Here is a 23,320-nt window from a genome sequence, read left to right on the forward strand (position 1 = left end):
CGCGGGTGGCCGGGCGGCGGTGGCCGGCACGTGGGCGGCGGACGTGCTGCCGCCCGGGGACGGGAGGGGGCCGGGGAGGCGGGCGGCGACGATCCCGGCCACTGCGGCGAGGACGGTCAGCGCGCCCGTCACGGCGAGCACGGCCTGCTGCTGACGGTGCATGTTGCGCACGGTACGCCCCACATGTGAGGCGTCATCCGGTTTTCAGCGGATTGACGCCCGAAATGGCATCAGGCGGCGATCCGCAGGATCAGGGCCGCGACCGAGAAGACCAGGATGACCGCGGCGTTGGGCACCCCCTTGAAGTCGCCCTTGCGCAGGTGGGTGCCCACGGCGCCGACGAAGTAGAGCACCAGCCCGACCGCCGCGGCCACCCCCAGCGGGGCGTACCAGAGGCCGATCAGCAGGCCGCCCGCACCGGCGATCTCGCACGCCGCCAGGACGGGGAACAGCCGGAGCGGCACGCCGACGCCGGTGAGGCCGTCGACGACGCGCTTGTCGCGGGTGAGCTTGGCGTATGCGGAGGCGAGCAGCACCAGCGCCAGCAGGACGGCGACGACGGCGTACGCGATGAACATGGGCGTCTCCCGATGGTCAGCGATTCAATATCCTGGAGACTAGCAGATGATTTAGAACTCTCAACGAATAGTCCACACCGATGATAAAGCCGCTGCTAGGATCGTCGTCGTGACGGCAGACAGCCCCGGCATGGCCCTAGCCCTCTCCGGCCACATCGCCAGCACGCGCATCCGCAAGGCGCTGGCGCGGCACGGCCTCAAACCCGCCCACGGCCACGTGCTCCGGCTGCTGTCCGATCAGGGCCCGACCAGCCAGCAGTCGCTCCTGGAGACGCTCGGGGTCGACCCGAGCATGCTGGTCACCGTGCTCAACGATCTCGAAGCTGACGGGCTGGTCGAGCGCAGGCGCGATCCGGCCGACCGGCGCCGGCACATCGTCGAGATCTCCACGCGCGGCAGGACCTTGGCCGGCCGGGCGCAGGCCGCCATCGCGGCCGTCGAGGCCGCCCTGTTCGCCGGGCTCGACGCCGACGAGATCGCCACGCTGCGCCGCCTGCTGGCCCGCGTCACCGCCTCGGCCGGCGACGTCTCCTGCTCCGAGGACTGACCTCAAGCAGGCCAGACGGGGCTGAACGGGCGGATCTCATCCGCGCCGCGGCGTACGAGCCCCCACGAGCTCTCGGGCACCTCGTTCCACGCGCCCTTGAGATCGCGGAGAGGCTCGGAGACGACGAACCGCGTATCGGTCCCCAGTTCGTGGAGGACCTCGAGTTCGGGGTAGAGCATCCGCAACTGCTCGATGCCGGTCGAGTAGAAGAGCGTCCTCGTGTGCCCCTCGCTGGAGTAGCGGAACGCCCAGAGTGACTCGCCGTCGCTAGTGGCCACGGTCATCTGGATCGGGTCCGGCACCCCGTGGCGCCGGCCGAGCTCCTCGACGAAGCCGACGGCGCGGGCGACCGCGTCCGGCGGGTCCTCGGTCAGCCCGTACGTGAGCGCCAGGAAGAACAGGGCCTCGGAGTCGGTCGAGCCCTCGATCTCGGGGTAGAGCGCCGGGTCCACCTCCAGCATCATGTCGCGCTTGAGGTCGCGGAACCCGGCTATGGCCCCGTTGTGCATCCACAGCCAGCCGCCGTACCGGAACGGGTGGCAGTTGCTGCGCTGCACCGGGGTGCCGGTCGAGGCGCGGACGTGGGCGAGCAGCAGCGGCGTGCGGATCTGCCGGGCGATCTCACGCAGGTTGCGGTCGTTCCAGGCCGGATCGATGCTCTTGTACACGGCGGGCACCGGGCCCTCGCCGTACCAGCCGACGCCGAAGCCGTCGCCGTTCGTGGTCTCGACCCCCAGCCGGGAGTGGAGGCTCTGGTCGATGAGGGAGTGAGCCGGCCGGAACAGCAGCTCCTCGGCGAGAATGGGATCCCCTGAGTACGCCATCCATCTGCACATCGCTACCTCGCATCGACCAGGGCGCCATGCAGTCAATGAACCCCGTCCGGCGGGCGCGGGCATCACCCGCCAGGGGTGGAGGTCAGGAGCGACCGTCCGGCCGGCGCGGCTCGCGAGCGTGCCCGGCCCTGCGCACCAGGGAGCGCGGCGGCGGCTGAACGGACGCCGCCTGCTCCAGAGCGGTGGCCGGGACACGGGGACCGTACCGATGAGCCAGGGGCACGCTGGTGACCCCGTGCGCCACGACGCTCAGCAGGACCGTGATCGTGATCACCGTGACGGCCCGCCCGGCCGGCCCCTCCCCCAGACCTTCGAGCGCCAGCAGCGCGAAGATCACCGACGGCAGCCCCCGGGGGCCGAACCACCCGATGAACATGACCGTCGAACGGAGGAGCCCCGCGCCGGTGAGGGAGAGCGCGACCGGCGCCATCCGGAGCACGGTCAGGCTGAGCACCGCGTACAGGGCCACCTCCCAGGTCAGGTGCTCCATCGCGGGGATCACGGCGATCGCCCCGAACAGGAACCACACGAGCAGGGAAGCCAGCCCTCCGGCCTCCTCGACGAAGGGGACGAGCTTCTCGGTGGCGTTCCTCGCGGTGGCGCGGAACGCCAGTCCGCCGAGGAAGGCGGCGATGAAGCCGTTGCCCCCGGTGGCCACGGCTGTGGCGTAGGCGCAGCAGGCGAGCGCCAGGACCGCCGGCCCGGCGAACCCGTCGGAGACCCAGCCACGCCGCCGCGCGCGGCGCAGGAGCGCACCGCCCGACGCCCCGACCACGACCCCGACCAGGCCGCCCAGGGCGAGCACGCCCAGCACGGAGCCCGGCTGGAAGCGCTGCGCGCTCTCCGTCGCCTGGGCGCCGGCGATGGCGAGCAGGACGACCGGGGTGACGATGCCGTCGTTCAGTCCGCTCTCGACGTTGATCAGGCGCCGTACGCGCGCGGGCACCTCGGGTTCGCTCATCATGGCCGAGCCGAGCGTGGCGTCCGTCGGGGCGAGGGCCGCGCCGATCAGCAGGGCGAGCCAGAGCCCGTCGCCCGGGAACAGCAGGCAGGCCAGGAGCGCACCGGCGGCAACCGTGATCGGCAGCCCGACGGCCAGGAGCCGCGCGTCGAGCCCGAGATCCGCCCGTAGTTCGCGCAGGTCGACCCGGGACGCGTCCGAGAACAGCACCAGGACGAGTGTCGCCTCCGCCATCAGCTTGACCGGTTCGCGCCCCAGCCCTTCGCCCTCCAGCATCCCCGGCACCGCCGAGACGAGGACGCCCAGGGCCACGAAGGCGATGGCGGCCGTCACGTCGAGCCGCTGGAGCCTGGCGGAGAACGCGCCCCACAGGAAGGCCGCCGCCGCCACCAGAGCGACAGCGGCGGCACTCATGGGCATCCCTCCAAGTACTCTGCCGACCGTACGGGATGAGGAGGCCCGATCAACCACCCGGAACAGGTGACGCGGAGCCGATCACCGGATCCTGACCAGCAAGGACACGCACTCCACGTGGTGGGTCATCGGGAATGCGTCGAACGCCCGCAGGTCCTCCAGCCGGTAGCCGCGCTCCGCCAGCCACGCGAGGTCGCGGCCCAGCGTCGCCGGGTCGCAGGAGACGTAGACGATGCGCGGCGCCTCCAGCCCGGCGATCCGCTCGACCACGTCGCGGCCGAGACCGGACCGGGGCGGGTCCACGACGACCAGGTCGGCCCGTTCGATCTGGAAGCGGTCGAGCGCCTCCTCCACCCGGCCGCGCTCCACCCGGGCCTGCGGCAGGTCGCGGAGGTTGGCGCGGGCGTCGCGGACGGCCGCGGCGTCGGACTCCAGCCCGAAGACGGCCCCCTCGGGCCCGACGGCCTCGGCCAGACCGGCCGCGAACAGGCCCACCCCGCAGTAGAGGTCGAGCGCCCACTCCCCCGGTTCCGGGGCCGCGTAGGCCAGGACGGCGTCCAGCAGGGTGTCGGCGGCGCCGGGGTGGACCTGCCAGAAGCCGCTGCCCGACACCCTGAACTCCCTGTCGCCCGCCCGCTCGCGCAGCACGCCGGAGCCGCGCCGCGGCACCGTGCGCCCCTTGCCCTGGTCGAGCAGGATCGACGCCGGCGCGTCGAGGTCGGGAACGGCGACGCTCCGGTGCGGCCGGGGCCGCACCACCACGGCGCGGTCACCGCCGGTGGAGGCGATCACCTCGACGCCCGCCGCGCCCGGCCACCGGCGCTGCTCCGCGCCGACCGCCTCCACCTCGGGGTGCGCGATGAGGCAGGCGTCCACGTCCTGGATGTCATGGGAGCGGTGCCGGCGGAACCCCAGCTCGCCACCGGGCCGCGCGGCGAACTGCACGCGCGTGCGCCAGCCGAGCCCGTCGGGGGCGCCGGGCACCTCCTCGACCACGACCTTCCTGTCGATGCCCGCCAGCCTCCGCAACTGCTCGGCCACCACCTCGGCCTTGAGCGCGCGCTGCGCCTCCAGCGTGGCGTGCTGCCAGTCGCAGCCGCCGCAGCGGCCGGGGCCGGCGTAGGGGCAGGGCGGCACCACGCGGTCGGGCGACGGGTCGAGGATCTCGACCGCGTCGGCGCGCAGGAACCGGGCCGTCTCCTCGGTGACCTCGGCGACGACCCGCTCGCCCGGCAGCGCGTGCCGTACGAAGACCACGCGCCCTTCATGGCGGGCCACGCACCAGCCACCGTGCGCGACCGGTCCCACCGTCAGCTCCAGAGATGCCTGTTCCACACGCTTCACCCTATCCGCGGGCGGAGATCTCCTCGTCCTTGGCGTTCCGCTTCATGGGACGGCGCACCGCGCCCGGCGCGAACGGCTCGGGGCGGGCCAGCAGCCGGTCGGAGGAGTGCAGCTGCCACGGCACGCTCGTCACCATCACACCGGGCTTGAACAGCAGCCGCGCCTTCAGCCGCAGCGCGCTCTGGTTGTGGAGTAGGTGCTCCCACCAGTGGCCGACCACGTACTCGGGGATGAAGACCGTCACCACGTCGCGCGGCGAGCGCCTGCGCAGGGTCTTGACGTAGTCGAGGATCGGCTGGGTGATCTCCCGGTACGGCGAGTCGAGCATCTTCAGCGGCACCGGGATGCCCCGGCGCTCCCACTCCTCCTGCAACTGGCGGGCCTCCGCGCCGTCCACGCCGACGGTGACGGCCTCCAGCGTGGACGGCCGGGTGGCGCGGGCGTAGGCCAGCGCCCGCATGGTCGGCTTGTGGATCTTGGATACGAGCACGATCGCGTGGTTGCGCGCCGGCAGCACCGTGGCGTCGTAGTCGCCGGTGATCTCCAGCTCGGCGGCCACGTTGTCGTAGTGGCGCCTGATGGCTTTCATCATGAGGAACAGCACCGGCATCGCGAGGCACACGATCCAGGCCCCGACCAGGAACTTGGTCAGCAGCACCACCACGAGCACCAGGCCGGTCATGATGCCGCCGAAGAAGTTGATGGTCCTCGAACGGTGCATCTGATGGCGCACGCGCGGGTCGGTCTCCGTCTTCAGGTGGCGCGTCCAGTGGATGACCATGCCGGTCTGGCTGAGCGTGAACGAGACGAAGACGCCGACGATGTAGAGGTTCAGCAGGCGGCTGACGTCGGCCTGGAACCCCCACAGCAGCAGGCACGCCGCCGCGGCCAGGATGACGATGCCGTTGGAGAAGGCCAGCCGGTCGCCGCGCGTGTGGAGCTGGCGGGGCAGGTAGCGGTCCTGGGCCAGGATCGAGCCGAGCACCGGGAAGCCGTTGAAGGCGGTGTTCGCGGCCAGGAAGAGGATGAGCGCGGTCACCGCCGAGATGACCACGAACAGCAGTGAGCCGCTGCCGAAGACCGCGTCGGCCACCTGGGAGATGATCGGCTGCTGGTGGTAGCCGGGGCCCACCGGCGTCCCGTCGGGCCGCAGCAGGTCGGTGGCGACCACGGACGGCTCGGCGACCTTCACCCCGGAGACCAGGCCGAGGGCGATGATCCCGCTGAACATCGTGATCGCGACCAGGCCCATCATGAGCAGCGTGGTGGCGGCGTTCTTGCTCTTGGGCTTGCGGAAGGCGGGCACCCCGTTGCTGATGGCCTCGACACCGGTGAGCGCGGCGCAGCCGGAGGAGAAGGCGCGCAGGATCAGGAAGGCGGCGGCGAACGCCGTCAGGTCGGTCTGCTCGGGGACGATGCCGAAGTCGGCGCTGGGCGCCCGCAGCTCGTCACCGAAGATCAGCACCCGGACGCCGCCCCAGGCGACCAGACCGAGCACCGCGACCATGAACGCGTAGGTGGGGACGGCGAAGGCGGCCCCCGACTCGCGCAGGCCGCGCAGGTTCACCACGGTCAGCAGCACCACGATGGCGATGGCGACGCTGGGCTTGTGATCGGCGACGAACGGGATCGTGGCGCCCACGTAGTCGACGCCGTTGGCCACCGACACCGCCACGGTCAGCACGTAGTCGACCATGAGCGCGCTGGCCACGGTCAGCCCCGCGTTGTGACCCAGGTTGACGGTCGCCACCTCGTAGTCGCCGCCGCCGCTGGGGTAGGCGTGGACGTTCTGCCGGTACGACGCGACGACCGTCAGCATGACGACCACCACGCCCGCCGCCACCCACGGGCTGTAGGTGTAGAAGGACACGCCCGCCAGCGACAGGATGACGAGGATCTCCTGCGGGGCGTAGGCCACCGAGGACAGCGCGTCACTCGCGAACACCGGCAGGGCTATGCGTTTCGGCAGCAACTGCTCGTGGAGCTGGCCGCTCCGCAGCGCCCGCCCCACGAGTACGCGTTTGAGAAGATCTGTCACCTTCGCCACGTAACCAGAGCGTAGTCCCCTGTCGGACGGATGCAGCCGCGTGCTCCCCTATCGGGCCATACTGGTGTCGAGCAACCGGCCGACCGCGAGATGCGGGGGAGTATGCATATAGTGATCATGGGGTGTGGCCGGGTCGGATCGACCCTCGCGCACATCCTCGAGGACAGCGGCCATTCGGTCGCGATCATCGACCGGGACCCTCAGGCGTTCCGCCGCCTGCGCGCGGGGTTCCGCGGCCGGAGGGTGACGGGGATCGGCTTCGATCGCGGCGTGCTGACCGAGGCGGGCATCGAATCCGCCACCGCGTACGTCGCGGTGTCCAGCGGCGACAACTCCAACATCATCTCCGCGCGGGTGGCGCGCGAGACGTTCGGCGTCGACAACGTGGTGGCCCGGATCTACGACCCGCGCCGGGCCGAGGTCTACCAGCGGCTGGGCATCCCGACGGTCGCCACCGTGCGCTGGACCGCCGACCAGATCCTGCGCCGCATCCTGCCGGAGGGGGCCGAGCCGCTCTGGCGCGACCCGACGGGCACCGTGGTGCTGGCCGAGGTCACCGTGAACCCCGCCTGGATCGGCACCCGCGCCGTCGACCTGGAGCCGCGCGTGGGGTGCCGCGCCGCCTTCATCAACCGCATGGGGGAGGCGGTGGTCATCGCCGACGACACCGTGCTGCAGGAGGGCGACATCCTGCACGTCATGGCCGCCGAGAACGACATGGACCGGATCAACAAGGTGCTCGCCGCCGCACCGGGGAGGGAAGACTGATGCGCGTCGCCATCGCGGGGGCCGGGGCGGTCGGCCGGTCCATCGCCGCGGAGCTCCTCGAGAACGGCCACGAGGTCCTGCTCATCGACATCGACCCCAGGGCCATCAAGATCGACAGCGTGCCGCGCGCCGAGTGGCTGCTCGCCGACGCCTGCGAGATCGCCTCACTCGACGAGGCCGGCCTCAACAACTGCCACGTCGTCGTCGCCTCCTCCGGAGACGACAAGGTCAACCTGGTCGTGTCGCTGCTCGCCAAGACGGAGTACGGCGTGCCGCGCGTGGTGGCCCGCATCAACCACCCCAACAACGAGTGGCTGTTCAACGAGTCGTGGGGCGTCGACGTGGCCGTCTCGACCCCGCGCCTGCTGAGCGCGCTGGTCGAGGAGGCGGTGAGCGTGGGCGACCTGGTGCGGCTGATGACGTTCCGCCAGGGCCAGGCCAACCTCGTCGAGCTCACGCTGGCCGAGGACGCGCCCGTGGTCGGCCAGCGGGCAGGGTCGGTGCCGTGGCCGGTCGACTCGGCGCTGGTCGCCATCCTGCGCGAGGGGCGCGTCCTGGTGCCGTCCGACGACGACCCGCTGGAGGCCGGCGACGAGCTCCTGTTCGTCGCCAGCCAGGAGGTGGAGCAGGAGCTCGCCCACCTTCTCTCCCAGCACTGACGTCCCGGCCGGATGAGCGGAGGCAGGTCGTTGCCGGACATGTTGCCCGAGGCGCAGGCCCTGCTGGTGCTGCGCACCGACTTCTCCGACCAGGAGGCATGGGAGGCCGTCCGCGCGGCGCTCGGCGTGCCGGACGGCGACGGCCGCACCGAGGACGGCTCCGACGACTTCGCGGAGCTGTACATGGACGAGGTGAGCGTCCTCGACGACCTCGCCTACCGGGACCTCACGGTGCCGCAGGTGCTCGACCTCGTGCCGGACGGCTACGCGGACCGGATCCTCGTCGTGGTCGACAGGGCCGCCATCGACTCGGCCGAGATGCCCGTCCTGCTCATAGACCTGGTCGAGGAGCCCGGCCGGACGATGCGCGTCGTCCCGGCCGAGCTCCCGGCGATCCACGCCAACCTGTCGATCGCCAACATGGACTTCTTCGAGTTCGCCGACAGCGCCGACGAGGACGGCGTCTTCCGCGGCTTTCCCGACTGAACGTGCCGTCAGGTCGCGCGGGTTGGGCGGCCCGGTCTCAGGCGGGGGCGACCGGTTTGATCGGCGTGCGGCCTCGGCCCAGCACCCAGACCATGGCGGCCAGGGCGGCGATCTGCAGCGGCCAGCCCATGGCGATCTTGGCGACGCCCAAGGCGGCCACGGCCTGGTCGCCGCCGCCGAACAGGTAGACCGGCAGCTGCACGGCCACCCGCACCACGCACGGCAGCATGAGCAGCCAGGTCAGCCGGATGCAGAGCCGGACGATGCCCGGATCCTTGCGCCAGCCCGTGGGGTCGCCCGTCACCGAGCCGATCAGGAACCCGACGACCGGCCAGCGGGTGACGATCGAGAGGAGCATGGCGACCGCGTAGGCGCCGTTCCACAGGATGCCGGGCAGGAAGTAGTCCTTGGCGTCGCCGGTGCGGCTGGCGAAGAACGCGCCGATGGCGATGCCGATCAGGCTGTTGATCACGAACTGCGGGGTGGACCGCTGCACCAGCCTGACCACGAGGAGCGCCACCGCCAGCGAGATGCTGATGACGAGCGACAGCTTCAGCTCTTCGGTGGTGATCCAGGACAACGTGAAGGCGGCCGTGGGGATCGCCGCCTCGATGATGCCGCGCATCCCGCCGAACGCCTTGGCGAGCTGGGCCCGTACGGCCGCCTCCACGGTGTCGTGGGCGACCTCTTCCGCCTCGGCACTCACAGCATCAACTCCCTGGGCGCAGCTCGTATCGTGGATTGAACATCACCTTGCGCCCATCCTGCATGCTGACGAGGCCCTCGGCCTTGACGATGCGGCCGGGCTCGATCCCGGCGATCTTGCGTCGGCCGAGCCAGACGAGGTCGATCACATCCGACCCGTCGTAGAGCTCGGCCTCGAGCGCGGGAGCGCCGCCCCGCGGACGCAGTGTCACCGTACGTAGCGTACCCGCTACGCAGAAGCGGCGGCGTCCGCCACACGACGCGATCGGCGTCGCGCCGGTCTGCTCGGCGTCTGCCCGTAGCTGCTGGGCCTCGAGCTCGGACTGGGGGGAGGTCAGCCGACTGAAGAACCCGCGCAATCCCCCACGTTTCGGGGGCTCTGCCGTACTCATGATGAATCAGCCTATGTGATGAGAGCCGTCAGCGAATCTCGCTTATCTCAGGTCCTCGCCTGAACGGGTTGAATCCCGGCCGGTCGTCGCCCTGGGACGCCTGCTCGTTGGGCCGGCGCAGCGGGATCGGCTCCTCACGGGCCATCGGCTCGCTGCCGCGCACGACCACGACGTCCCTGAGGAACGCGAGGAACGGCTCGGCCGCGTCGTCGTCCGCGGCGGCCTTGCCGTGGACGATGGCCAGCAGGAACCAGCGCGGGCCGTCGACCCCGATGTAGCGGGCCGGCCGGGTGACGCCTTCGGCGGTGATCTCGCCGGTCAGCTCGACGCCGAACGGCCCCTGCCGCTCCTCCAGCGATGTCAGCTGCTGAAGGATCTTGGTCTTGACCTCGTCCCACAGGCCCAGCGTCTTGGGCGCGGCCAGCGCCTGGAGCTGGAGCGTGCTCTCCTCGTGGATGACGACGACGCCGACATGCTGGTCTCCCACCGAGGCCAGCCGTACGTCGAAGTCGGGGTTGTGCGGCAGCCGGAGGCCGCCGAGGTCGATCCTGTCATGGTCGGGGTGGGGCTCGTCGGCGTCCCACGGGCCGGACTCGCGCATGGGCGCGGCCGGGACCTCGGCCGCCACCTTCTCCGGCTGCTCACGACGGCGACGTCGGAACACGTGTCTCACTCTCCCTGCTCAGCGCTCAACGTCCTGTGGAACCGAACCCGCCGACACCCCGGACCGACCCGGGCAGGCGCTCCACCTCGCGGAACGCCCCTCGTTCGACCCGCTGGACGACCAGCTGGGCCACCCGGTCACCGCGCCGCAGCCGGAAGGGCTCCTTGGCGTCGGTGTTGATCAGCGTCACTCTGATCTCGCCCCGGTATCCGGCGTCGACCGTGCCCGGCGCGTTGACGAGGGTGACGCCGTGCCTGGCGGCCAGCCCGGAGCGCGGGTGCACGAACGCGGCGTAGCCGCCGGGAAGCGCGATGGCGATGCCGGTGCCGACCACCGCCCGCTCGCCGGGCAGCAGCTCGACGTCCTCGGCCGCGTGCAGGTCGGCGCCGGCGTCGCCCGGGTGGGCGTAGGAGGGCAGGGGCAGGCCGGGGTCGAGCCGCTGGATGAGGACCTCCACCACACCCTCGTGCTCCCTCGTCTCCCTCGTGGCCTCGGGGTCGGTCCCGGTCACGGATTCACCTCGTGGTCGTCGTGCTCGGTGGAGATGGCCGCGGCGGCGCCGTGGCCATCGGGGACGCCGATGCGCCCCTCAGCCTCAAGGTACGCCTTGCGGCCCGCGATCTCGTCGCACCGGGCGCGCTGGTGGAGTGTCGCGCCGGGGACGGGGAGAGAAGGGCCCGCCCCGAGTGGCGGGGACGTCGCGGGCGAACGGGTCACGGATGACGAGGTTACTCCGTGGCGGTGTCGGCCTCAGCCCCCTGGGACCGCTCCGGACGTCCCGGACGCCCCGGCTCATCCGACCGCCCCAGCTCATCCGACCGCGCCGGCACGGACGCCCCGGACGCCCCGGACGGCTCCGAAGGCGCGGGTGATCCGGACCCGGCCTCCCCCGGCGGCTCTGATGGCGGGGCTGGAGGAAGCGCCGGTGGCTCATTACGGAGTTCGGGCAGCGCGCGGTAGATCACGGCCGCGACCGGCACGGCCACCGCCGCCCCGGCGATGCCACCGAGGATGCCGCCGACCGCCAGCACGATGACGATGGCCAGCGGGTGGAAGTTGAGGACCCTGCCCACGATCAGCGGCTGCAGCACGTGGTTCTCGAGCTGCTGCTCGACGAGCAGGATGCCGACGAAGATCAGCGCGTACACGATGCCCTTGGCGCCCAGCGTGACTAGCGTGGCGACCGTGCCGGCGAAGAAGATGCCGACGATCGGGATGAAGCTGGCGAAGAAGATCAGCACCGCGAGCGGCGCCCAGAGCGGCACGCCCATGCCCGCCAGCACGATGCCCATGACCAGCCCGTGAACCGCGGCGACGGCCACGGTGCCCTGCACGTAGTGGGAGAGCGTGGTCCACGCGACCCGGCCGGCCCGGTCGACGCGCGGCGCCATCGCGCCGAACCCCTTGAGGAACCACCCCCAGATGCGGTCGCCGTCCTTCAGCAGGAAGAACGTGACGAAGAGCATCAGCACGAGGGAGGCGAGCACCTCGACGGCCACGGCGCCGGCGGACAGGACCGTGCCGGTGATGGCCGTGCGCTGGGCGTTGATCATCGTCGCGATCTCGTCGACGTAGCGGGCGAGCTGCGCCTGCTGCAGGTGCAGCGGCCCGGTGATCAGCCAGTTCTGCACCTCACGGGAGGTCGCCTGGACCTGCTGGACGAGGTTGGGGAACTCGTCGGTGGCCCGCGCGCCGATCAGCCAGCCGGTGCCGCCGAGCACGGCCAGGGCGGTCAGCATGGTGAGCCAGGTGGCGTAGATCGGGCGCATCCCGGTCTGGCGGAGGCTGCTGGTCAGCGGGAACAGCAGCGCGGTCAGCAGCAGGGCGATCGCCACCGGCAGCGCGACGAAGCTGAGGCGCGCGATGGCGAGCGCGAAGGAGTAGGCCACCACGCCGACGAGGATCAGGCATGCGGACCATGCGGCCATCTTGGCGAGCACGGGCGGCACGAGCTTGGTCGGGCGGTCCTTCAGCACACCTCCAGCCTCGCACGTTCACGGCCTGGATGCGCGCCGTTAAATGATCGAGTCGACGCGGCGGCCGCCCCGCGGGGACGGCCGCCTCGGGAGACCGCGGCTAACGGTCCTCGACCAGCGTGACCTCGACGGCCAGCTCGGGGCCGTCGTGGAGGACGAACTCCTCGACGTTGCCCGCCCCGCACAGGTCGTCCTGCGCGAGCCGGACCAGCCCGGGCTCCGGACCCGACACCGTGAGACGGGAGACCTCCGCGCGCATGGAGAGCCTGGCCTCGGACTTGGCCTTGCGGATCCGGCGGAGCACCTCGGAGGCCACCGCCAGCACGGCGGGGTCGCCTGCGCCGCGCCCGCCGGGCGGCCAGGCGTCCCGCCCGGCGGATGGCAAGGCGGATGGCAAGGCTGACGGCCAGGCGGCGCGGTGCACGGAGCCGGACCGCCACCACGACCACACCTCCTCCGTGACGAACGGCAGGAAGGGGGCGAACAGCCTCAGCAGCACGTCGAGCGCCAGGCGCAGCGCCGCGTGGGCGGAGGCGGCCGCCGCCCCGGACTCGTAGGCGCGGGCCTTGACCAGCTCCAGGTAGTCGTCGCAGAACGACCAGAAGAACCGCTCGGCCGCCTCCAGCGCCCGGGTGTAGTCGTAGCCCTCGAACGCCCGCGTGGCCTCCTCCACGACGTCGGCCAGCGCGGCCAGCATGGACGTGTCGAGCGGCTCGGTCACCTCGCCGTCCACGGCGGGGAAGCCGAGCACGAACTTGGACGCGTTGAGGATCTTGATGGCGAGCCGCCGCCCGACCTTGATCTGCCCGGTGTCGAAGGCCGTGTCGGTGCCGGGACGGCCACCGGCCGCCCAGTAGCGGACCGCGTCGGAGCCGTACTCCTCCAGCAGGCCGAGCGGCGTGGTCACGTTGCCCTTGGACTTGGACATCTTCTTGCGGTCGGGGTCGAGGATCCAGCCGGAGATGGCCACGTCCGCCCACGGCAGCTCCCCGAACTCCAGGTGCGCCCGCACCACGGTCGAGAACAGCCAGGTGCGGATGATCTCGTGGGCCTGCGGGCGCAGGTCCATCGGGAACACCCGCTCGAACAGGTCGCTGTCGCGCTCCCAGCCCCCGGCGATCTCCGGCGAGAGCGACGAGGTGGCCCAGGTGTCCATGACGTCGGGGTCGCCGGTGAACCCGCCGGGCTTGCCCCGCTGGTCCTCGGTGTAGCCGTCGGGGACCTGCGAGGAGGGGTCGACCGGGAGCCGCTCCTCGGGCGGCAGCAGCGGGCGGGTGTGGTCGGGCTCGCCCGAGGCGTCCAGCGGATACCAGACCGGGAACGGCACCCCGAAGAAGCGCTGCCGGGAGATCAGCCAGTCGCCGGCCAGCCCCCGCACCCAGTTGTCGTAGCGGACCCGCATGTGCGGCGGGTGCCAGCGCAGCTCGGAGCCACGGGCCAGCAGCCGCTCGCGCAGCGCGGCGTCGCGTCCGCCGTTGCGGATGTACCACTGGCGGGTGGTGACGATCTCGAGCGGCCGGTCGCCCTTCTCGTAGAACTTCACGGTCCGCTGGACGGGCCGGGGGTCGCCGTCGAGGTCGCCCGACTCGCGCAGCAGCTCCACGATGCGCTCGCGGGCGCTGTGCACGGTCTTTCCGGCCAGTTCCTTGTACGGCTCGGCCTCGACGCCCTCCGGCGGCTCGGGCAGCAGCCGCCCGTCGCGGCCGATGACCGGCCTGGTGGGCAGGCCCAGCTCGCGCCACCAGGTGACGTCGGTGAGGTCGCCGAACGTGCAGATCATCGCGATGCCGGACCCCTTGTCGGGCTCGGCCAGGTGGTGGGCCAGCACCGGCACCTCGACGCCGAACAGCGGCGTCAGCACCGAGGTGCCGAACAGCGGCTGGTAGCGCGGGTCGTCGGGGTGGGCGACCAGGGCCACGCAGGCGGGGATCAGCTCGGGCCTGGTGGTCTCGATCCAGATCGGCCCCTGCTCGCCGTAGAAGGAGACCCGGTGGAACGCTCCCGGCCAGTCGCGGTCCTCCAGCTCCGCCTGGGCGACGGCGGTGCGGAAGGTGACGTCCCACAGGGTGGGCGCCTCGGCCAGGTAGGCCTCGCCGCGCGCCAGGTTGCGCAGGAACGCCCGCTGGGAGGCGGCCCGCGCGTCGCGGTCGATGGTCGCGTATGTCATCGACCAGTCGACCGACAGTCCCAGCCGCCGCCAGAGCTCCTCGAACGCCTTCTCGTCCTCGGCGGTCAGCCGCTCGCACAGCTCGATGAAGTTGCCGCGCGAGATCGGCACCTGGCGCTTGGGGTCCGGCCTGGCGGGAGGTGTGAAGTCGCGTTCGTAGGGCACCGAGGGGTCACAGCGGACACCGAAGTGGTTCTGCACACGGCGCTCGGTCGGCAGGCCGTTGTCGTCCCAGCCCATGGGATAGAAGACCTCGCGCCCGCGCATCCGCTGGAAGCGGGCGATGGTGTCGGTGTGCGTGTAGGAGAAGACGTGACCAACGTGGAGAGAACCGGAGACGGTCGGCGGCGGGGTGTCGATCGAGTAGATCTGCTCGCGGGTCTTGCTCCGGTCGAAACGGTAGGTGCCCTCCTGCTCCCAGCGGGCTACCCATACCTGCTCCAGGCCGTCGAGAGTCGGTTTCTCGGGCACTGGCGCATGGCGTGGTCGCTGCTGAGTCATGCCACCTTATGGTACGGCTTCGAAGGTCACACAAGCGGTAGAGACTAGTGTTCGTTACATAGGGGAAGGAGACGCCGAATGGCAGAGGACAAGCCCGACATCGCCTGGCGGGTGGTCGGTGGCCTGGTGGGTCTGGCGACCGCGTGGGCGGCGCGCAAGATCCTCGGGTTCGTCTGGGTGAAGGCGACCGGCAAGGAGCCGCCCGTCGATCCCGACTCCCCCGAGGTCAGCATGGGCGAGGCGATCGGCTACGCGGTCGTGATGGGCGTGGGCATGTCCGTGGCGCAGATCGTGGTCAACCGGACTGCCAAGAAGCGATATGAGGCGTGGCGGTCGGTGAAACGGGGGACTCCAGGGCGGTGAGAAACTCGTTCGCCCAGCGGTCCACGTCGTACGTGGCCACCCGGCGGCGCATCGTGCGCATCCGGCGGGCCAGCTCGTGCGGCGTGGCCCGCATCGCCGCCACCATCTGCCGCTTGACGTCCTCCACGTCGTAGGGGTTGACGAGATGCGCCTGCCGCAGCTCGTCGGCCGCCCCGGCGAACTCGCTGAGCACGAGCGCCCCGCGCAGGTCGTGGTGGCACGAGACGTACTCCTTGGCGACCAGGTTCATCCCGTCGCGCAGCGGCGTGACGACCATGACGTCGGCGGCCAGGTAGAGGGCGGCCAGCTCCTCTCGGCCGTAGGACTGGTGGAAGTACTGGACCGGCTGGTGGCCGAGCATCGAGTGCTCGCCGTTGATCCGCCCCACCTGGAGCTCGATGTCGTCGCGCAGCCGCCTGTACTCCTCCACCCGCTCGCGGCTGGGCGTGGCGATCTGCACGAACACCGCCTCTCCCGGCATGATCCGCGCGTCCTTGAGCAGCTCGCCGAACGCCTCCAGCCGGTGCCCGATGCCCTTGGTGTAGTCGAGCCGGTCCACGCCGAGGAGCATGTGCTCGGGGTCGCCGAGATCGGTCCTGATCTCCTTGGCGCGCTGGATGATGTGCGGCTCGCGGACCAGCGTGTCGAGCTCGCCGAAGTCGACGGAGATCGGGAACGCGTGCGTGGTGACGATCCGGTCGTCGAGGAAGATCTCGTTCCCCTTGTACGGCAGGCCGAGCAGCCTGCGGCAGAGGCGGCGGAAGTTCGAGGCGCCACCGGGCAGCTGGAAGCCGACCAGGTCGGCTCCGAGCAGCCCTTCGACCAGCTCCTTGCGCCACGGCAGCCGCCAGAAGAGCTCGACCGGCGGGAACGGGATGTGCAGGAAGAAGCCGATGCGAAGGTCGGGCCTGAGCTCGCGGAGCATGGCGGGCACGAGCTGGAGCTGGTAGTCCTGCACCCAGACGACGGCCCCCTCGTCGGCCGTCTCGGCGGCCGCGGCGGCGAAGCGCTCGTTGACGGCGCGGTAGGCGTCCCACATCTCCCGCTCGAAGATGGCCGGGGCGACCACGTCGTGGTAAAGGGGCCAGAGCGTGGCGTTGGAGAAGCCCTCGTAGTAGAGCTCGACCTCGCGCGCCGACAGGGGCACCGGGATCAGGTTCATGCCGTCCTGTTCGAACGGGTCGAGCTTCTCGTCGGGCGCTCCGTGCCACCCGAGCCAGGCGCCGTGGCGGCGCTGCATCACCGGCGCGATGGCGGTCACCAGCCCGCCGGGGCTTCTGCGCCATGAGGCCGTCCCGTCGGGTTCGATCGTCCGGTCGACCGGCAGCCGGTTGGCCACGATCAGAAACGAGCTACGGCCATTCACCCAAGTCCTCCTAGGCTCTCCTGTGCGAGAGCCGCGACGCGCGGCTCACAGCGACCGCCGGTCCGGGCCCGCGCGCGGACCCGCCACGGCGATGTGAGCAGCGGGTGGGCCAGGTGAGGCCTGGGCCACGGCCGAGCGGCCGGGCCACCGGTGCCTTCCTTCGCCGCGAGCTCGCAGACGACGAGCGGCGCCGTAGTGAGCGTGCCCGGGACCTGCACAAACAAACGCGATTAACACATATCGCCCAGAAGTTCCAGGTCGCGGTCTGACCGAAATTCCTCGGAGACGCCGGGCGTGTCCACGGATCACCCCGCCGCCGCGGGCACGCGCTCCGCGGCCTGTCCTGGGGCGGCGCCGCATCCCTCCCTTGACAGGCGCCTGCCCACAGTGATGTGTTTACCGAACATTCGGTCAGTAAGGAAGGGGTCGCCGTGGTGGATGCCACCCGCCGCATGCTGGACGCCGACACCGCCTCGGCGGCACTCGGCATCGAGCTGCTGGATCTCGCCGAGGGGCGGGCGGCGTGCCGCATGGCGGTGACCGGCCAGATGGTCAACGGGCACGGCCTGTGCCACGGCGGCTACGTGTTCCTGCTGGCCGACACCGCCTTCGCGTGCGCCTGCAACACCTACGGCCCGGTCACCGTGGCGGCCGGAGCCGAGATCACGTTCGTCGCGCCGGCCCGAGAGGGCGACGTGCTGGTGGCCGAGGCCGCCGAGCGCACCCGCTACGGCCGCAGCGGGATCTACGACGTCACCGTCAGACGGCCGGACGGCGGGGTGGTCGCGGAGTTCCGCGGCCGCAGCAGGGAGATGAGATGACAGCAGGGAGTTGAGACAGATGCGACTCGGCGATCCGCCCTCCCCCGGAGAGCTCGACCCGGCCGAGCGGGTCTCGCGCGACGAGCTCGCGGCGCTCCAGCTCCGGCGCCTGCGCTGGACGCTGCGCCACGCCTACGACAACGTCCCGCTCTACCGCCGCAAGTTCGACGAGCACGGGGTCCACCCGGACGACTGCAAGGAGCTCGGCGATCTCGCCGCGTTCCCGTTCACCACCAAGGACGACCTGCGCGAGAGCTACCCGTTCGGCATGTTCGCGGTGCCGCGCGAGCAGGTGGTGCGCGTGCACGCCTCCAGCGGCACCACCGGCAGGCCCACCGTGGTCGGCTACACGCGGCGCGACATCGACACCTGGGCCGACCTGATGGCCCGCTCCATCCGCGCCTCGGGCGGGCGGCCGGGCGACATCGTGCACGTGGCCTACGGGTACGGCCTGTTCACCGGCGGCCTGGGCGCCCACTACGGCGCCGAGCGGCTGGGGTGCACGGTGGTGCCGGTCTCCGGCGGCATGACGCCCCGCCAGGTGCGGCTCATCACCGACTTCCGGCCCGACATCATCATGGTCACCCCGTCGTACATGCTCGCGCTGCTCGACGAGTTCGACGCGCAGGGCCTCGACGCCCGCGCCTGCTCGCTGCGGATCGGCGTCTTCGGCGCCGAGCCGTGGACGGAGGAGATGCGCCGCGAGATCGAGGACCGCTTCGACCTGCACGCCGTGGACGTCTACGGCCTGTCGGAGGTGATGGGGCCGGGCGTGGCCAACGAGTGCGTGGAGTCCAAGGACGGCCTGCACGTGTGGGAGGACCACTTCTACCCCGAGACGGTCGACCCGTTCACCGGCGCTCCGGCCGGCGAGGGCGAGGCGGGCGAGCTGGTCTTCACCACCCTCACCAAGGAGGCGATGCCGGTCGTCCGCTACCGCACCCGCGACCTGACCAGGCTGCTGCCCGGCACGGCGCGACCGGCGTTCCGCCGCATGGAGAAGGTCACGGGCCGGACCGACGACATGATCATCCTGCGCGGCGTGAACGTCTTCCCCACCCAGATCGAGGAGATCGTCCTGCGCACGCCCGGCCTCTCGCCGCACTTCCAGGTGCGCCTGACCAGGCCCGGGCGGCTCGACGTGATGACGGTGCGGGTGGAGGCGCGGCCCGGATTCGAGCCGCGCGAGGGCCGCGAGCGGGCCGCCGCGGCCCTGCGCGGGGCGGTGAAGGACACGGTGGGCGTGAGCGTGGAGGTCGAGGTGGTGGATCCGGAGACGCTGGAGCGCTCGGTGGGCAAGCTCAAGCGGGTCGTCGACGAGCGGGACGCGTAGCCTGATCGGCGCCCGGTCAGGGGTCGAGCAGGTCGCGCTCGGGCGGCGGGGGCAGCTTGCCGCGCAGGTCGGCGCGGATGGCCTCGCCGAGCTTTCTGGTCGCCATCCTGTTGAGCGCGCCACCGGCGACGGCTCCGGTCAGGAACGGGCCCAGCGTGGTGAGGTGGCGCCCCAGCGTCCGCATGAGGCGGTTGCGCAGGGCGGTCTTGGTGGCGGCGCCGAGCGCCAGCGACACGGAGGAGGGGGCCAGCGGGTCGATCCCGCGCTGCCTGGCCCAGGAGGCGGTGAACGCGGCCGCGCGCTGGCTGCCGTTGCCCTCGATGCGCACGCCGTACACCTCGTGCAGCTCGGCGAGCAGCTTGACCTCGATGGCGGCGACCACGATCGTCTCGGCGACGAGCTGGGCGGGGGCCGACAGCAGCAGGGGCGGGGCGGCGAACTCGGCCGCGGCGAGCGCTCCGCCGATGGCGCCGACCGTCATGGTGGCCTTCTGGGCGGTGCGGACCAGGTCGTCGGCGAGCAGTTCGCCGGTCAGGCCGTGGTGGTGCTCGGAAAGTGTGCGAAGATCGCGGATGGGGATGCGGGGGGCGATGCCGAGGAAGAGTTCGGCCAGCCAGCGGCCCCGGCCGACGCCGCTGTCGCGCGCCTGCCTCGAACGCTCACGCAGGGCTCCGGTCAGGCGGCCGAGCAGCTTGCGCCGCTCGGCCGGCTCCAGGCCACCGTGCTCGGTGAGCCTGCCGACGAGCTCGCCGACCTCGTCGGCGACCTCCCTGTCCGGTTGGTGTTCCCTGTCCGGTTGCTGGTCCTCGTGCGGTTGCTCGTCCTTCTCAGACCGTGCCACGCGAAGCCTCCGTCCTCTGGTCGCGACAGCTCAGTGCCCCGCCGGCGTCGTCACATGCCGGTCCGGGCGCGAGCTCTCTCGCTCCGGCGTCAGGCCGCGCACTCCCGGCAGACCTGCTGGCCGTTCTTCTCGGAGGCCAGCTGGCTGCGGTGGTGCACGAGGAAGCAGCGCGAGCAGGTGAACTCGTCAGCCTGGCGCGGGATGACCCGCAGGCTGAGTTCCTCGTTCGACAGGTCCGCACCGGGCAGCTCGAGCGACTCGGCCAGATCGGTCTCGTCGATGTCGATGCTGCCGGACGACTTGTCGGTGCGGCGCGCCTGCAGCTCCTGAAGGCTGTCCTCGCCGAGGTCGTCGTCTGTCTTACGCGGGCTGTCGTAGTCGGTAGCCATGGTTGCTACTCCATCCCCCTCATCTATATGTCTTCGCGCTCATCGCGCGTCTTCTAACGTCCGAGAGGTGCGTCTTGTGCCCGCTCGGTGGGGAAGATTGTGCATCGGTACCCCAGGAGAACGGCAAACGAAACCTCCCAACACGTCAGGGCCTGCTGCCATCGGCGATGGTTAGCCAAATATGGCGAAACCCACAGCCCGGGCGTCACGCACCACCGTGTTCGACGGCACATCCAACCACATGTGCGGCAAGAACGAGACGCCCCCACCGGACCAACACGCCGGATCAGCGACTCGGAAGCCGAATGGTCACCACAAGTCCTCCGCCTTCTCGTGGCACGGCGGTGACATTCCCGCCGTGTGCCTGCACCACGGCCCGGACGATGGACAGGCCCAGACCCGCCCCCTTGGCGGAATCCACGCGATCCGCGTGGAGCCTCCTGAACGGCTCGAACAGACTGTTCACCTCGTACGCCGGGACATGCTGCCCAGTGTTGGCCACCTGAACAACCAAAGCCCCGTCCACCATTCCCGTCCGCACCCAGACTTTTCCGCTTTCCGGAATGTTGTACTTCACGGCGTTCTCGACGAGGTTACTGACCGATCGCTCCAGGAGTACGGGATCTCCCACGGTAGGCGTGCTGACCAGATCCGTGGAGACGGTAACTCCGAGCTCCTCGGCGAATGGGGCGACCTGTTCGACGGCCGCCTGGGCGACGTCCCTGATGTCGAGCGGCTTGCGCACGGCCAGCTCGCGCTCGCTCCTGGCCAGCAGCAGCAGGCCCTCGATGAGCTTCTCGTTGCGGGCGTTGACCTCCAGGAGGGTACGGCCCAGCGCCTTGAGGTCCTCCGAGGCGGCCGGGTCGGACAGGGCGATCTCCAGGACCGTCCGGTTGATGGTGAGAGGGGTGCGCAGCTCGTGCGAGGCGTTGGCGACGAAGCGGCGCTGGGTGTCGAAGGCGATGTTGAGCCGGGTGAGCATGGCGTCGAAGGTGTCGGCCAGCTCCTTCAGCTCGTCGCTGGGGCCCTGCAGGTCGATGCGCTGGTGGGCCAGGTTGCTGTCGGAGAGCTTGCGGGCGGTGGCCGTCATCTGGGTCACGGGCCGCAGTGCGCGGTCCGCGACGAGGTAGCCGATGATGACCGCCAGAATCCCGACACCGGCGAGGGCGAGGAAGGAGCTGCTGACCAGGGCGTCGCGTGCGGTCCGCACCGCCTCCTGCTGGGCCAGCTTCCAGCGGCCCTGCATGATCGCCTCGTCGAGCGGGTCCATGCCGAGCTGGCTGAGGTCGAGCGGCAGCCACGCCTCGCCGATCGCCCGGCCGACGATCGCGTAGATGGAGAAGAGCAGCAGGCTCGCGGCGACCAGGAACATCGCGCTGTAGGTGATGGTGAGCCGCCAGCGGATGCTGACCCTGCCGGGCAGGTCCCTGACGAGCTCCCGCGCCGTCCGCTGCGCCACGGGTGAGGAGGGTGGCGGCGGCGGCCCGTCCCAGGCCCGGGGGCCGCTGGGCGGCGGGGCCTGGTGGGGCCTGACGGTCCGCTGCTCCGAGTGGGGGCTGATCATGGGATGTGTCGGCAGCGTCTCGCGCCGCTCCTGCCTGTCGGTCACGGAGCCTCCTCCGCCGGCCCGGCGACGACGGCGCCTCGGGCGGGACGCTCGCCGCGGCGGCTCACAGTTTGTATCCCACTCCGGGCACCGTCTCGATCACTTGAGGGTCGCCCAGCTTCTTGCGCAACGTCATCATCGTCACCCGCACGACGTTGGTGAAAGGGTCGATGTTCTCGTCCCACGCCTTGTCCAGCAGGTCCTCCTGGCTGACCACCGCGCCCTCCGCGCGCATCAGCTCTTCCAGGACCGCGAACTCCTTCTTGGTGAGCGTGATCTCCTTGCCGTCGCGCTCGACCAGCCGCTTGCCCGGATCGAGCCGGATCCCGCCGCGCTCCAGCACGGGCGGCAGCGCCGGGGCCGACCGGCGGCCGAGGGCGCGCACGCGCGCGACCAGCTCGACGAAGACGAACGGCTTGGCGAGGTAGTCGTCGGCGCCGAGGCCGAGCCCCTCGACCTTGTCGTCCACGTCACCCGACGCGGTCAGCATCAGGATGCGCGAGGCGGAGCGCTGCTCCACCAGGTGGCGGCACACCTCGTCGCCGTGCACCACGGGCAGGTCGCGGTCGAGCACGATCACGTCGTAGTCGATGTACGAGGTGCGCTCCAGCGCGCCCCCGCCGTCGTAGGCCACGTCGACCGCCATCGCCTCGCGCCGCAGCCCCGTCGCGATCGCGTCGGCGAGCACCCGCTCGTCCTCAACCACCAGCACCCGCACGCCGATGCACCTCTCTCCGGTTCCGGTCTTCATTGTGCCCCCGAGTTCGATAAGCGCACGGTAAGGCATGTGGGACTCGGTGACGCACCGCACTTCAGATCACGGGTTTGGGGAGCCGACCGAGGTGGGTATGGCTGATGGACACCCACGACCGTGTGCCGTGGACGCTGCCGCGCACGGGTGGGTCGCTTCATCCCAGAAGTTCTTCTGTACCCCCGCAGAAAGTAGGTGAGATGGGCGAGTTCACGACCACGATCGAACGCCGCCTCGACCAGGCTTACAAGAACCTCCGGGAGGCCCGCACCACGGGTGACGACTACCTCGCCGACACCCTCACCGCCGAGATCGAGGACCTGCGCCGCCTGGCGGACGATCACGGCATCGCACTGCGCAGCTGACGCCCAGGACGGCCGGGGCCCCGAGGAGGGGGCTCCGGCCGTTCACGTGCCCGGCCCCCGGGCCCCCGGTCAGGCGTCGCGTTCGGGGTCGAGCGGGGTGAGCAGGTCGTGTAGCTCCTCGTACAGGCCGGGGGCGGCGCACAGCACCATCTCGGAGCCGGCCGGCCGGCCGTGCAGGCCGCCGATCCGGGCCCCGGCCTCGCTCGCGATCAGCCCGGCCGCCGCGTGGTCCCACCGGTTGACGCCCCGCTCGTAATAGGCGTCCACCCGTCCGGCGGCCACCGAGCAGAGGTCCACCGCGCACGAGCCGCCGCGCCTGATGTCGCGCACCCTCGGCAGCACCGCCGCGACCACCTCGCCCTGCACCGCGCGCCTGCCCGCCGCGTAGCCGAACCCCGTCGCCACCAGCGCCCGCTCCAGCGGCACGCCGGTGTTGCAGC

General features: G+C 71.2%; 26 protein-coding genes. 8 read left to right on the forward strand and 18 right to left on the reverse strand.

What is annotated here, in order from left to right; translation table 11 throughout:
* Positions 1-230: 230 nt before the first annotated feature.
* Positions 231-578 (reverse strand): DoxX family protein, encoded by a 348-nt coding sequence (locus tag DQW85_RS14770; RefSeq protein WP_113700881.1) that lies wholly within the window; start codon positions 576-578, stop codon positions 231-233.
* A 109-nt stretch (positions 579-687) separates the two neighbouring features.
* Between DQW85_RS14770 and DQW85_RS14775 the strand changes: the two genes are divergently transcribed.
* Positions 688-1,125, forward strand: coding sequence for a MarR family winged helix-turn-helix transcriptional regulator (locus DQW85_RS14775; RefSeq protein ID WP_205315135.1), 438 nt, complete (start codon positions 688-690; stop codon positions 1,123-1,125).
* A gap of 2 nt (positions 1,126-1,127) precedes the next feature.
* On the opposite strand, the gene DQW85_RS14780 is transcribed toward DQW85_RS14775, so the two are convergent.
* The 4 genes from DQW85_RS14780 to DQW85_RS14795 form a co-directional block, all read right to left on the reverse strand.
* Positions 1,128-1,949 (reverse strand): class II glutamine amidotransferase, encoded by an 822-nt coding sequence (locus DQW85_RS14780; RefSeq protein WP_113700883.1) that lies wholly within the window; start codon positions 1,947-1,949, stop codon positions 1,128-1,130.
* Positions 1,950-2,043: 94 nt separating this feature from the next.
* A complete protein-coding gene (locus DQW85_RS14785; RefSeq protein ID WP_113700884.1) occupies positions 2,044-3,336 on the reverse strand; it encodes a cation:proton antiporter domain-containing protein in 1,293 nt (430 codons plus the stop codon).
* Between the two features lie 81 nt (positions 3,337-3,417).
* Positions 3,418-4,671, reverse strand: coding sequence for a class I SAM-dependent RNA methyltransferase (locus DQW85_RS14790; protein ID WP_113700897.1), 1,254 nt, complete (start codon positions 4,669-4,671; stop codon positions 3,418-3,420).
* Positions 4,672-4,681: 10 nt separating this feature from the next.
* The gene (locus tag DQW85_RS14795) at positions 4,682-6,727 is read right to left on the reverse strand and encodes an APC family permease (protein ID WP_113700885.1); all 2,046 of its coding nucleotides are present in this window, start codon (positions 6,725-6,727) and stop codon (positions 4,682-4,684) included.
* 102 nt (positions 6,728-6,829) lie between these two features.
* Here DQW85_RS14795 and DQW85_RS14800 point away from each other — a divergent pair, with 102 nt between their 5' ends.
* The 3 genes from DQW85_RS14800 to DQW85_RS14810 are packed head-to-tail and all read left to right on the forward strand — an operon-like array spanning position 6,830 to position 8,640.
* A complete protein-coding gene (locus tag DQW85_RS14800; protein ID WP_113700886.1) occupies positions 6,830-7,495 on the forward strand; it encodes a potassium channel family protein in 666 nt (221 codons plus the stop codon).
* Positions 7,495-8,154, forward strand: coding sequence for a potassium channel family protein (locus tag DQW85_RS14805; protein WP_113700887.1), 660 nt, complete (start codon positions 7,495-7,497; stop codon positions 8,152-8,154). The genes DQW85_RS14800 and DQW85_RS14805 overlap by 1 nt, the downstream gene beginning before the upstream one ends.
* A gap of 39 nt (positions 8,155-8,193) precedes the next feature.
* Positions 8,194-8,640, forward strand: coding sequence for a DUF6924 domain-containing protein (locus DQW85_RS14810; protein WP_113700888.1), 447 nt, complete (start codon positions 8,194-8,196; stop codon positions 8,638-8,640).
* Positions 8,641-8,677: 37 nt separating this feature from the next.
* Here the strand turns inward: DQW85_RS14810 and DQW85_RS14815 are convergent, their stop codons facing one another.
* The 7 genes from DQW85_RS14815 to valS all read right to left on the reverse strand — a co-directional run bounded on the left by DQW85_RS14815 (position 8,678) and on the right by valS (position 15,045).
* A complete protein-coding gene (locus tag DQW85_RS14815; RefSeq protein ID WP_240197182.1) occupies positions 8,678-9,346 on the reverse strand; it encodes a DUF3159 domain-containing protein in 669 nt (222 codons plus the stop codon).
* Between the two features lie 4 nt (positions 9,347-9,350).
* Positions 9,351-9,557 carry an OB-fold nucleic acid binding domain-containing protein gene (locus DQW85_RS48520; protein WP_240197183.1) on the reverse strand — a complete coding sequence of 69 codons (207 nt, stop codon included), beginning with the start codon at positions 9,555-9,557 and terminating at the stop codon, positions 9,351-9,353.
* Between the two features lie 208 nt (positions 9,558-9,765).
* Positions 9,766-10,401, reverse strand: a complete 636-nt coding sequence (locus DQW85_RS14825; RefSeq protein WP_240197184.1) for a DUF3710 domain-containing protein — start codon at positions 10,399-10,401, stop codon at positions 9,766-9,768.
* Between the two features lie 25 nt (positions 10,402-10,426).
* Complete coding sequence (gene dut, locus DQW85_RS14830) at positions 10,427-10,861, reverse strand: dUTP diphosphatase (RefSeq protein WP_420819163.1); 435 nt, start codon at positions 10,859-10,861, stop codon at positions 10,427-10,429.
* Positions 10,862-10,908: 47 nt separating this feature from the next.
* Positions 10,909-11,118, reverse strand: coding sequence for a hypothetical protein (locus tag DQW85_RS14835; RefSeq protein ID WP_240197185.1), 210 nt, complete (start codon positions 11,116-11,118; stop codon positions 10,909-10,911).
* Between the two features lie 11 nt (positions 11,119-11,129).
* Positions 11,130-12,377 carry an AI-2E family transporter gene (locus DQW85_RS14840; protein ID WP_240197186.1) on the reverse strand — a complete coding sequence of 416 codons (1,248 nt, stop codon included), beginning with the start codon at positions 12,375-12,377 and terminating at the stop codon, positions 11,130-11,132.
* 100 nt (positions 12,378-12,477) lie between these two features.
* On the reverse strand, positions 12,478-15,045 hold the full coding sequence (valS, locus tag DQW85_RS14845) for a valine--tRNA ligase (protein WP_113700893.1): 2,568 nt from the start codon (positions 15,043-15,045) through the stop codon (positions 12,478-12,480).
* Positions 15,046-15,123: 78 nt separating this feature from the next.
* On the opposite strand from valS, the gene DQW85_RS14850 reads away from it, so the two are divergent.
* The gene (locus DQW85_RS14850; protein WP_113700894.1) at positions 15,124-15,408 is read left to right on the forward strand and encodes a DUF4235 domain-containing protein; all 285 of its coding nucleotides are present in this window, start codon (positions 15,124-15,126) and stop codon (positions 15,406-15,408) included.
* Here the strand turns inward: DQW85_RS14850 and DQW85_RS14855 are convergent.
* Positions 15,341-16,774 carry an alpha,alpha-trehalose-phosphate synthase (UDP-forming) gene (locus DQW85_RS14855; RefSeq protein ID WP_113700895.1) on the reverse strand — a complete coding sequence of 478 codons (1,434 nt, stop codon included), beginning with the start codon at positions 16,772-16,774 and terminating at the stop codon, positions 15,341-15,343. The two genes, DQW85_RS14850 and DQW85_RS14855, sit on opposite strands and share 68 nt — an antisense overlap.
* A gap of 452 nt (positions 16,775-17,226) precedes the next feature.
* Here DQW85_RS14855 and paaI point away from each other — a divergent pair, with 452 nt between their 5' ends.
* The gene (gene paaI, locus DQW85_RS14860; protein WP_113700899.1) at positions 17,227-17,595 is read left to right on the forward strand and encodes a hydroxyphenylacetyl-CoA thioesterase PaaI; all 369 of its coding nucleotides are present in this window, start codon (positions 17,227-17,229) and stop codon (positions 17,593-17,595) included.
* Between the two features lie 19 nt (positions 17,596-17,614).
* Positions 17,615-18,928, forward strand: a complete 1,314-nt coding sequence (gene paaK, locus DQW85_RS14865; protein ID WP_113700896.1) for a phenylacetate--CoA ligase PaaK — start codon at positions 17,615-17,617, stop codon at positions 18,926-18,928.
* Positions 18,929-18,944: 16 nt separating this feature from the next.
* Here the strand turns inward: paaK and DQW85_RS14870 are convergent, their stop codons facing one another.
* From DQW85_RS14870 to DQW85_RS14885, 4 genes are all read right to left on the reverse strand, one after another.
* A complete protein-coding gene (locus DQW85_RS14870) occupies positions 18,945-19,769 on the reverse strand; it encodes a hypothetical protein (protein ID WP_240197187.1) in 825 nt (274 codons plus the stop codon).
* A gap of 89 nt (positions 19,770-19,858) precedes the next feature.
* Complete coding sequence (locus tag DQW85_RS14875) at positions 19,859-20,158, reverse strand: DUF4193 domain-containing protein (RefSeq protein ID WP_020542847.1); 300 nt, start codon at positions 20,156-20,158, stop codon at positions 19,859-19,861.
* A gap of 286 nt (positions 20,159-20,444) precedes the next feature.
* Positions 20,445-21,767, reverse strand: a complete 1,323-nt coding sequence (locus tag DQW85_RS14880) for a sensor histidine kinase (RefSeq protein WP_240197188.1) — start codon at positions 21,765-21,767, stop codon at positions 20,445-20,447.
* A gap of 61 nt (positions 21,768-21,828) precedes the next feature.
* Positions 21,829-22,482 carry a response regulator transcription factor gene (locus tag DQW85_RS14885; protein WP_113700902.1) on the reverse strand — a complete coding sequence of 218 codons (654 nt, stop codon included), beginning with the start codon at positions 22,480-22,482 and terminating at the stop codon, positions 21,829-21,831.
* A 233-nt stretch (positions 22,483-22,715) separates the two neighbouring features.
* On the opposite strand from DQW85_RS14885, the gene DQW85_RS45855 reads away from it, so the two are divergent.
* A complete protein-coding gene (locus tag DQW85_RS45855) occupies positions 22,716-22,880 on the forward strand; it encodes a hypothetical protein (protein ID WP_205315136.1) in 165 nt (54 codons plus the stop codon).
* A 69-nt stretch (positions 22,881-22,949) separates the two neighbouring features.
* Here DQW85_RS45855 and DQW85_RS14890 read toward each other — a convergent pair.
* The coding region (locus DQW85_RS14890; protein WP_275888203.1) for an inositol monophosphatase family protein at positions 22,950-23,320 on the reverse strand (371 nt) is incomplete at its 5' end.

Origin of the sequence: Nonomuraea lactucae, from assembly GCF_003313395.1 — a bacterium.
GTDB classification, from domain to species: Bacteria; Actinomycetota; Actinomycetes; order Streptosporangiales; family Streptosporangiaceae; genus Nonomuraea; species Nonomuraea lactucae.

Coding starts and splice junctions, on each gene's coding strand:
- DQW85_RS14770 (WP_113700881.1), bottom strand. CDS start 578: ATGTTCATCGCGTACGCCGTCGTCGCCGTCCTGCTGGCGCTGGTGCTG.
- DQW85_RS14780 (WP_113700883.1), bottom strand. CDS start 1,949: ATGGCGTACTCAGGGGATCCCATTCTCGCCGAGGAGCTGCTGTTCCGG.
- DQW85_RS14785 (WP_113700884.1), bottom strand. CDS start 3,336: ATGAGTGCCGCCGCTGTCGCTCTGGTGGCGGCGGCGGCCTTCCTGTGG.
- DQW85_RS14800 (WP_113700886.1), top strand. CDS start 6,830: ATGCATATAGTGATCATGGGGTGTGGCCGGGTCGGATCGACCCTCGCG.
- DQW85_RS14805 (WP_113700887.1), top strand. CDS start 7,495: ATGCGCGTCGCCATCGCGGGGGCCGGGGCGGTCGGCCGGTCCATCGCC.
- DQW85_RS14810 (WP_113700888.1), top strand. CDS start 8,194: ATGTTGCCCGAGGCGCAGGCCCTGCTGGTGCTGCGCACCGACTTCTCC.
- valS (WP_113700893.1), bottom strand. CDS start 15,045: ATGACTCAGCAGCGACCACGCCATGCGCCAGTGCCCGAGAAACCGACT.
- DQW85_RS14850 (WP_113700894.1), top strand. CDS start 15,124: ATGGCAGAGGACAAGCCCGACATCGCCTGGCGGGTGGTCGGTGGCCTG.
- paaI (WP_113700899.1), top strand. CDS start 17,227: ATGCTGGACGCCGACACCGCCTCGGCGGCACTCGGCATCGAGCTGCTG.
- paaK (WP_113700896.1), top strand. CDS start 17,615: ATGCGACTCGGCGATCCGCCCTCCCCCGGAGAGCTCGACCCGGCCGAG.
- DQW85_RS14875 (WP_020542847.1), bottom strand. CDS start 20,158: ATGGCTACCGACTACGACAGCCCGCGTAAGACAGACGACGACCTCGGC.
- DQW85_RS45855 (WP_205315136.1), top strand. CDS start 22,716: ATGGGCGAGTTCACGACCACGATCGAACGCCGCCTCGACCAGGCTTAC.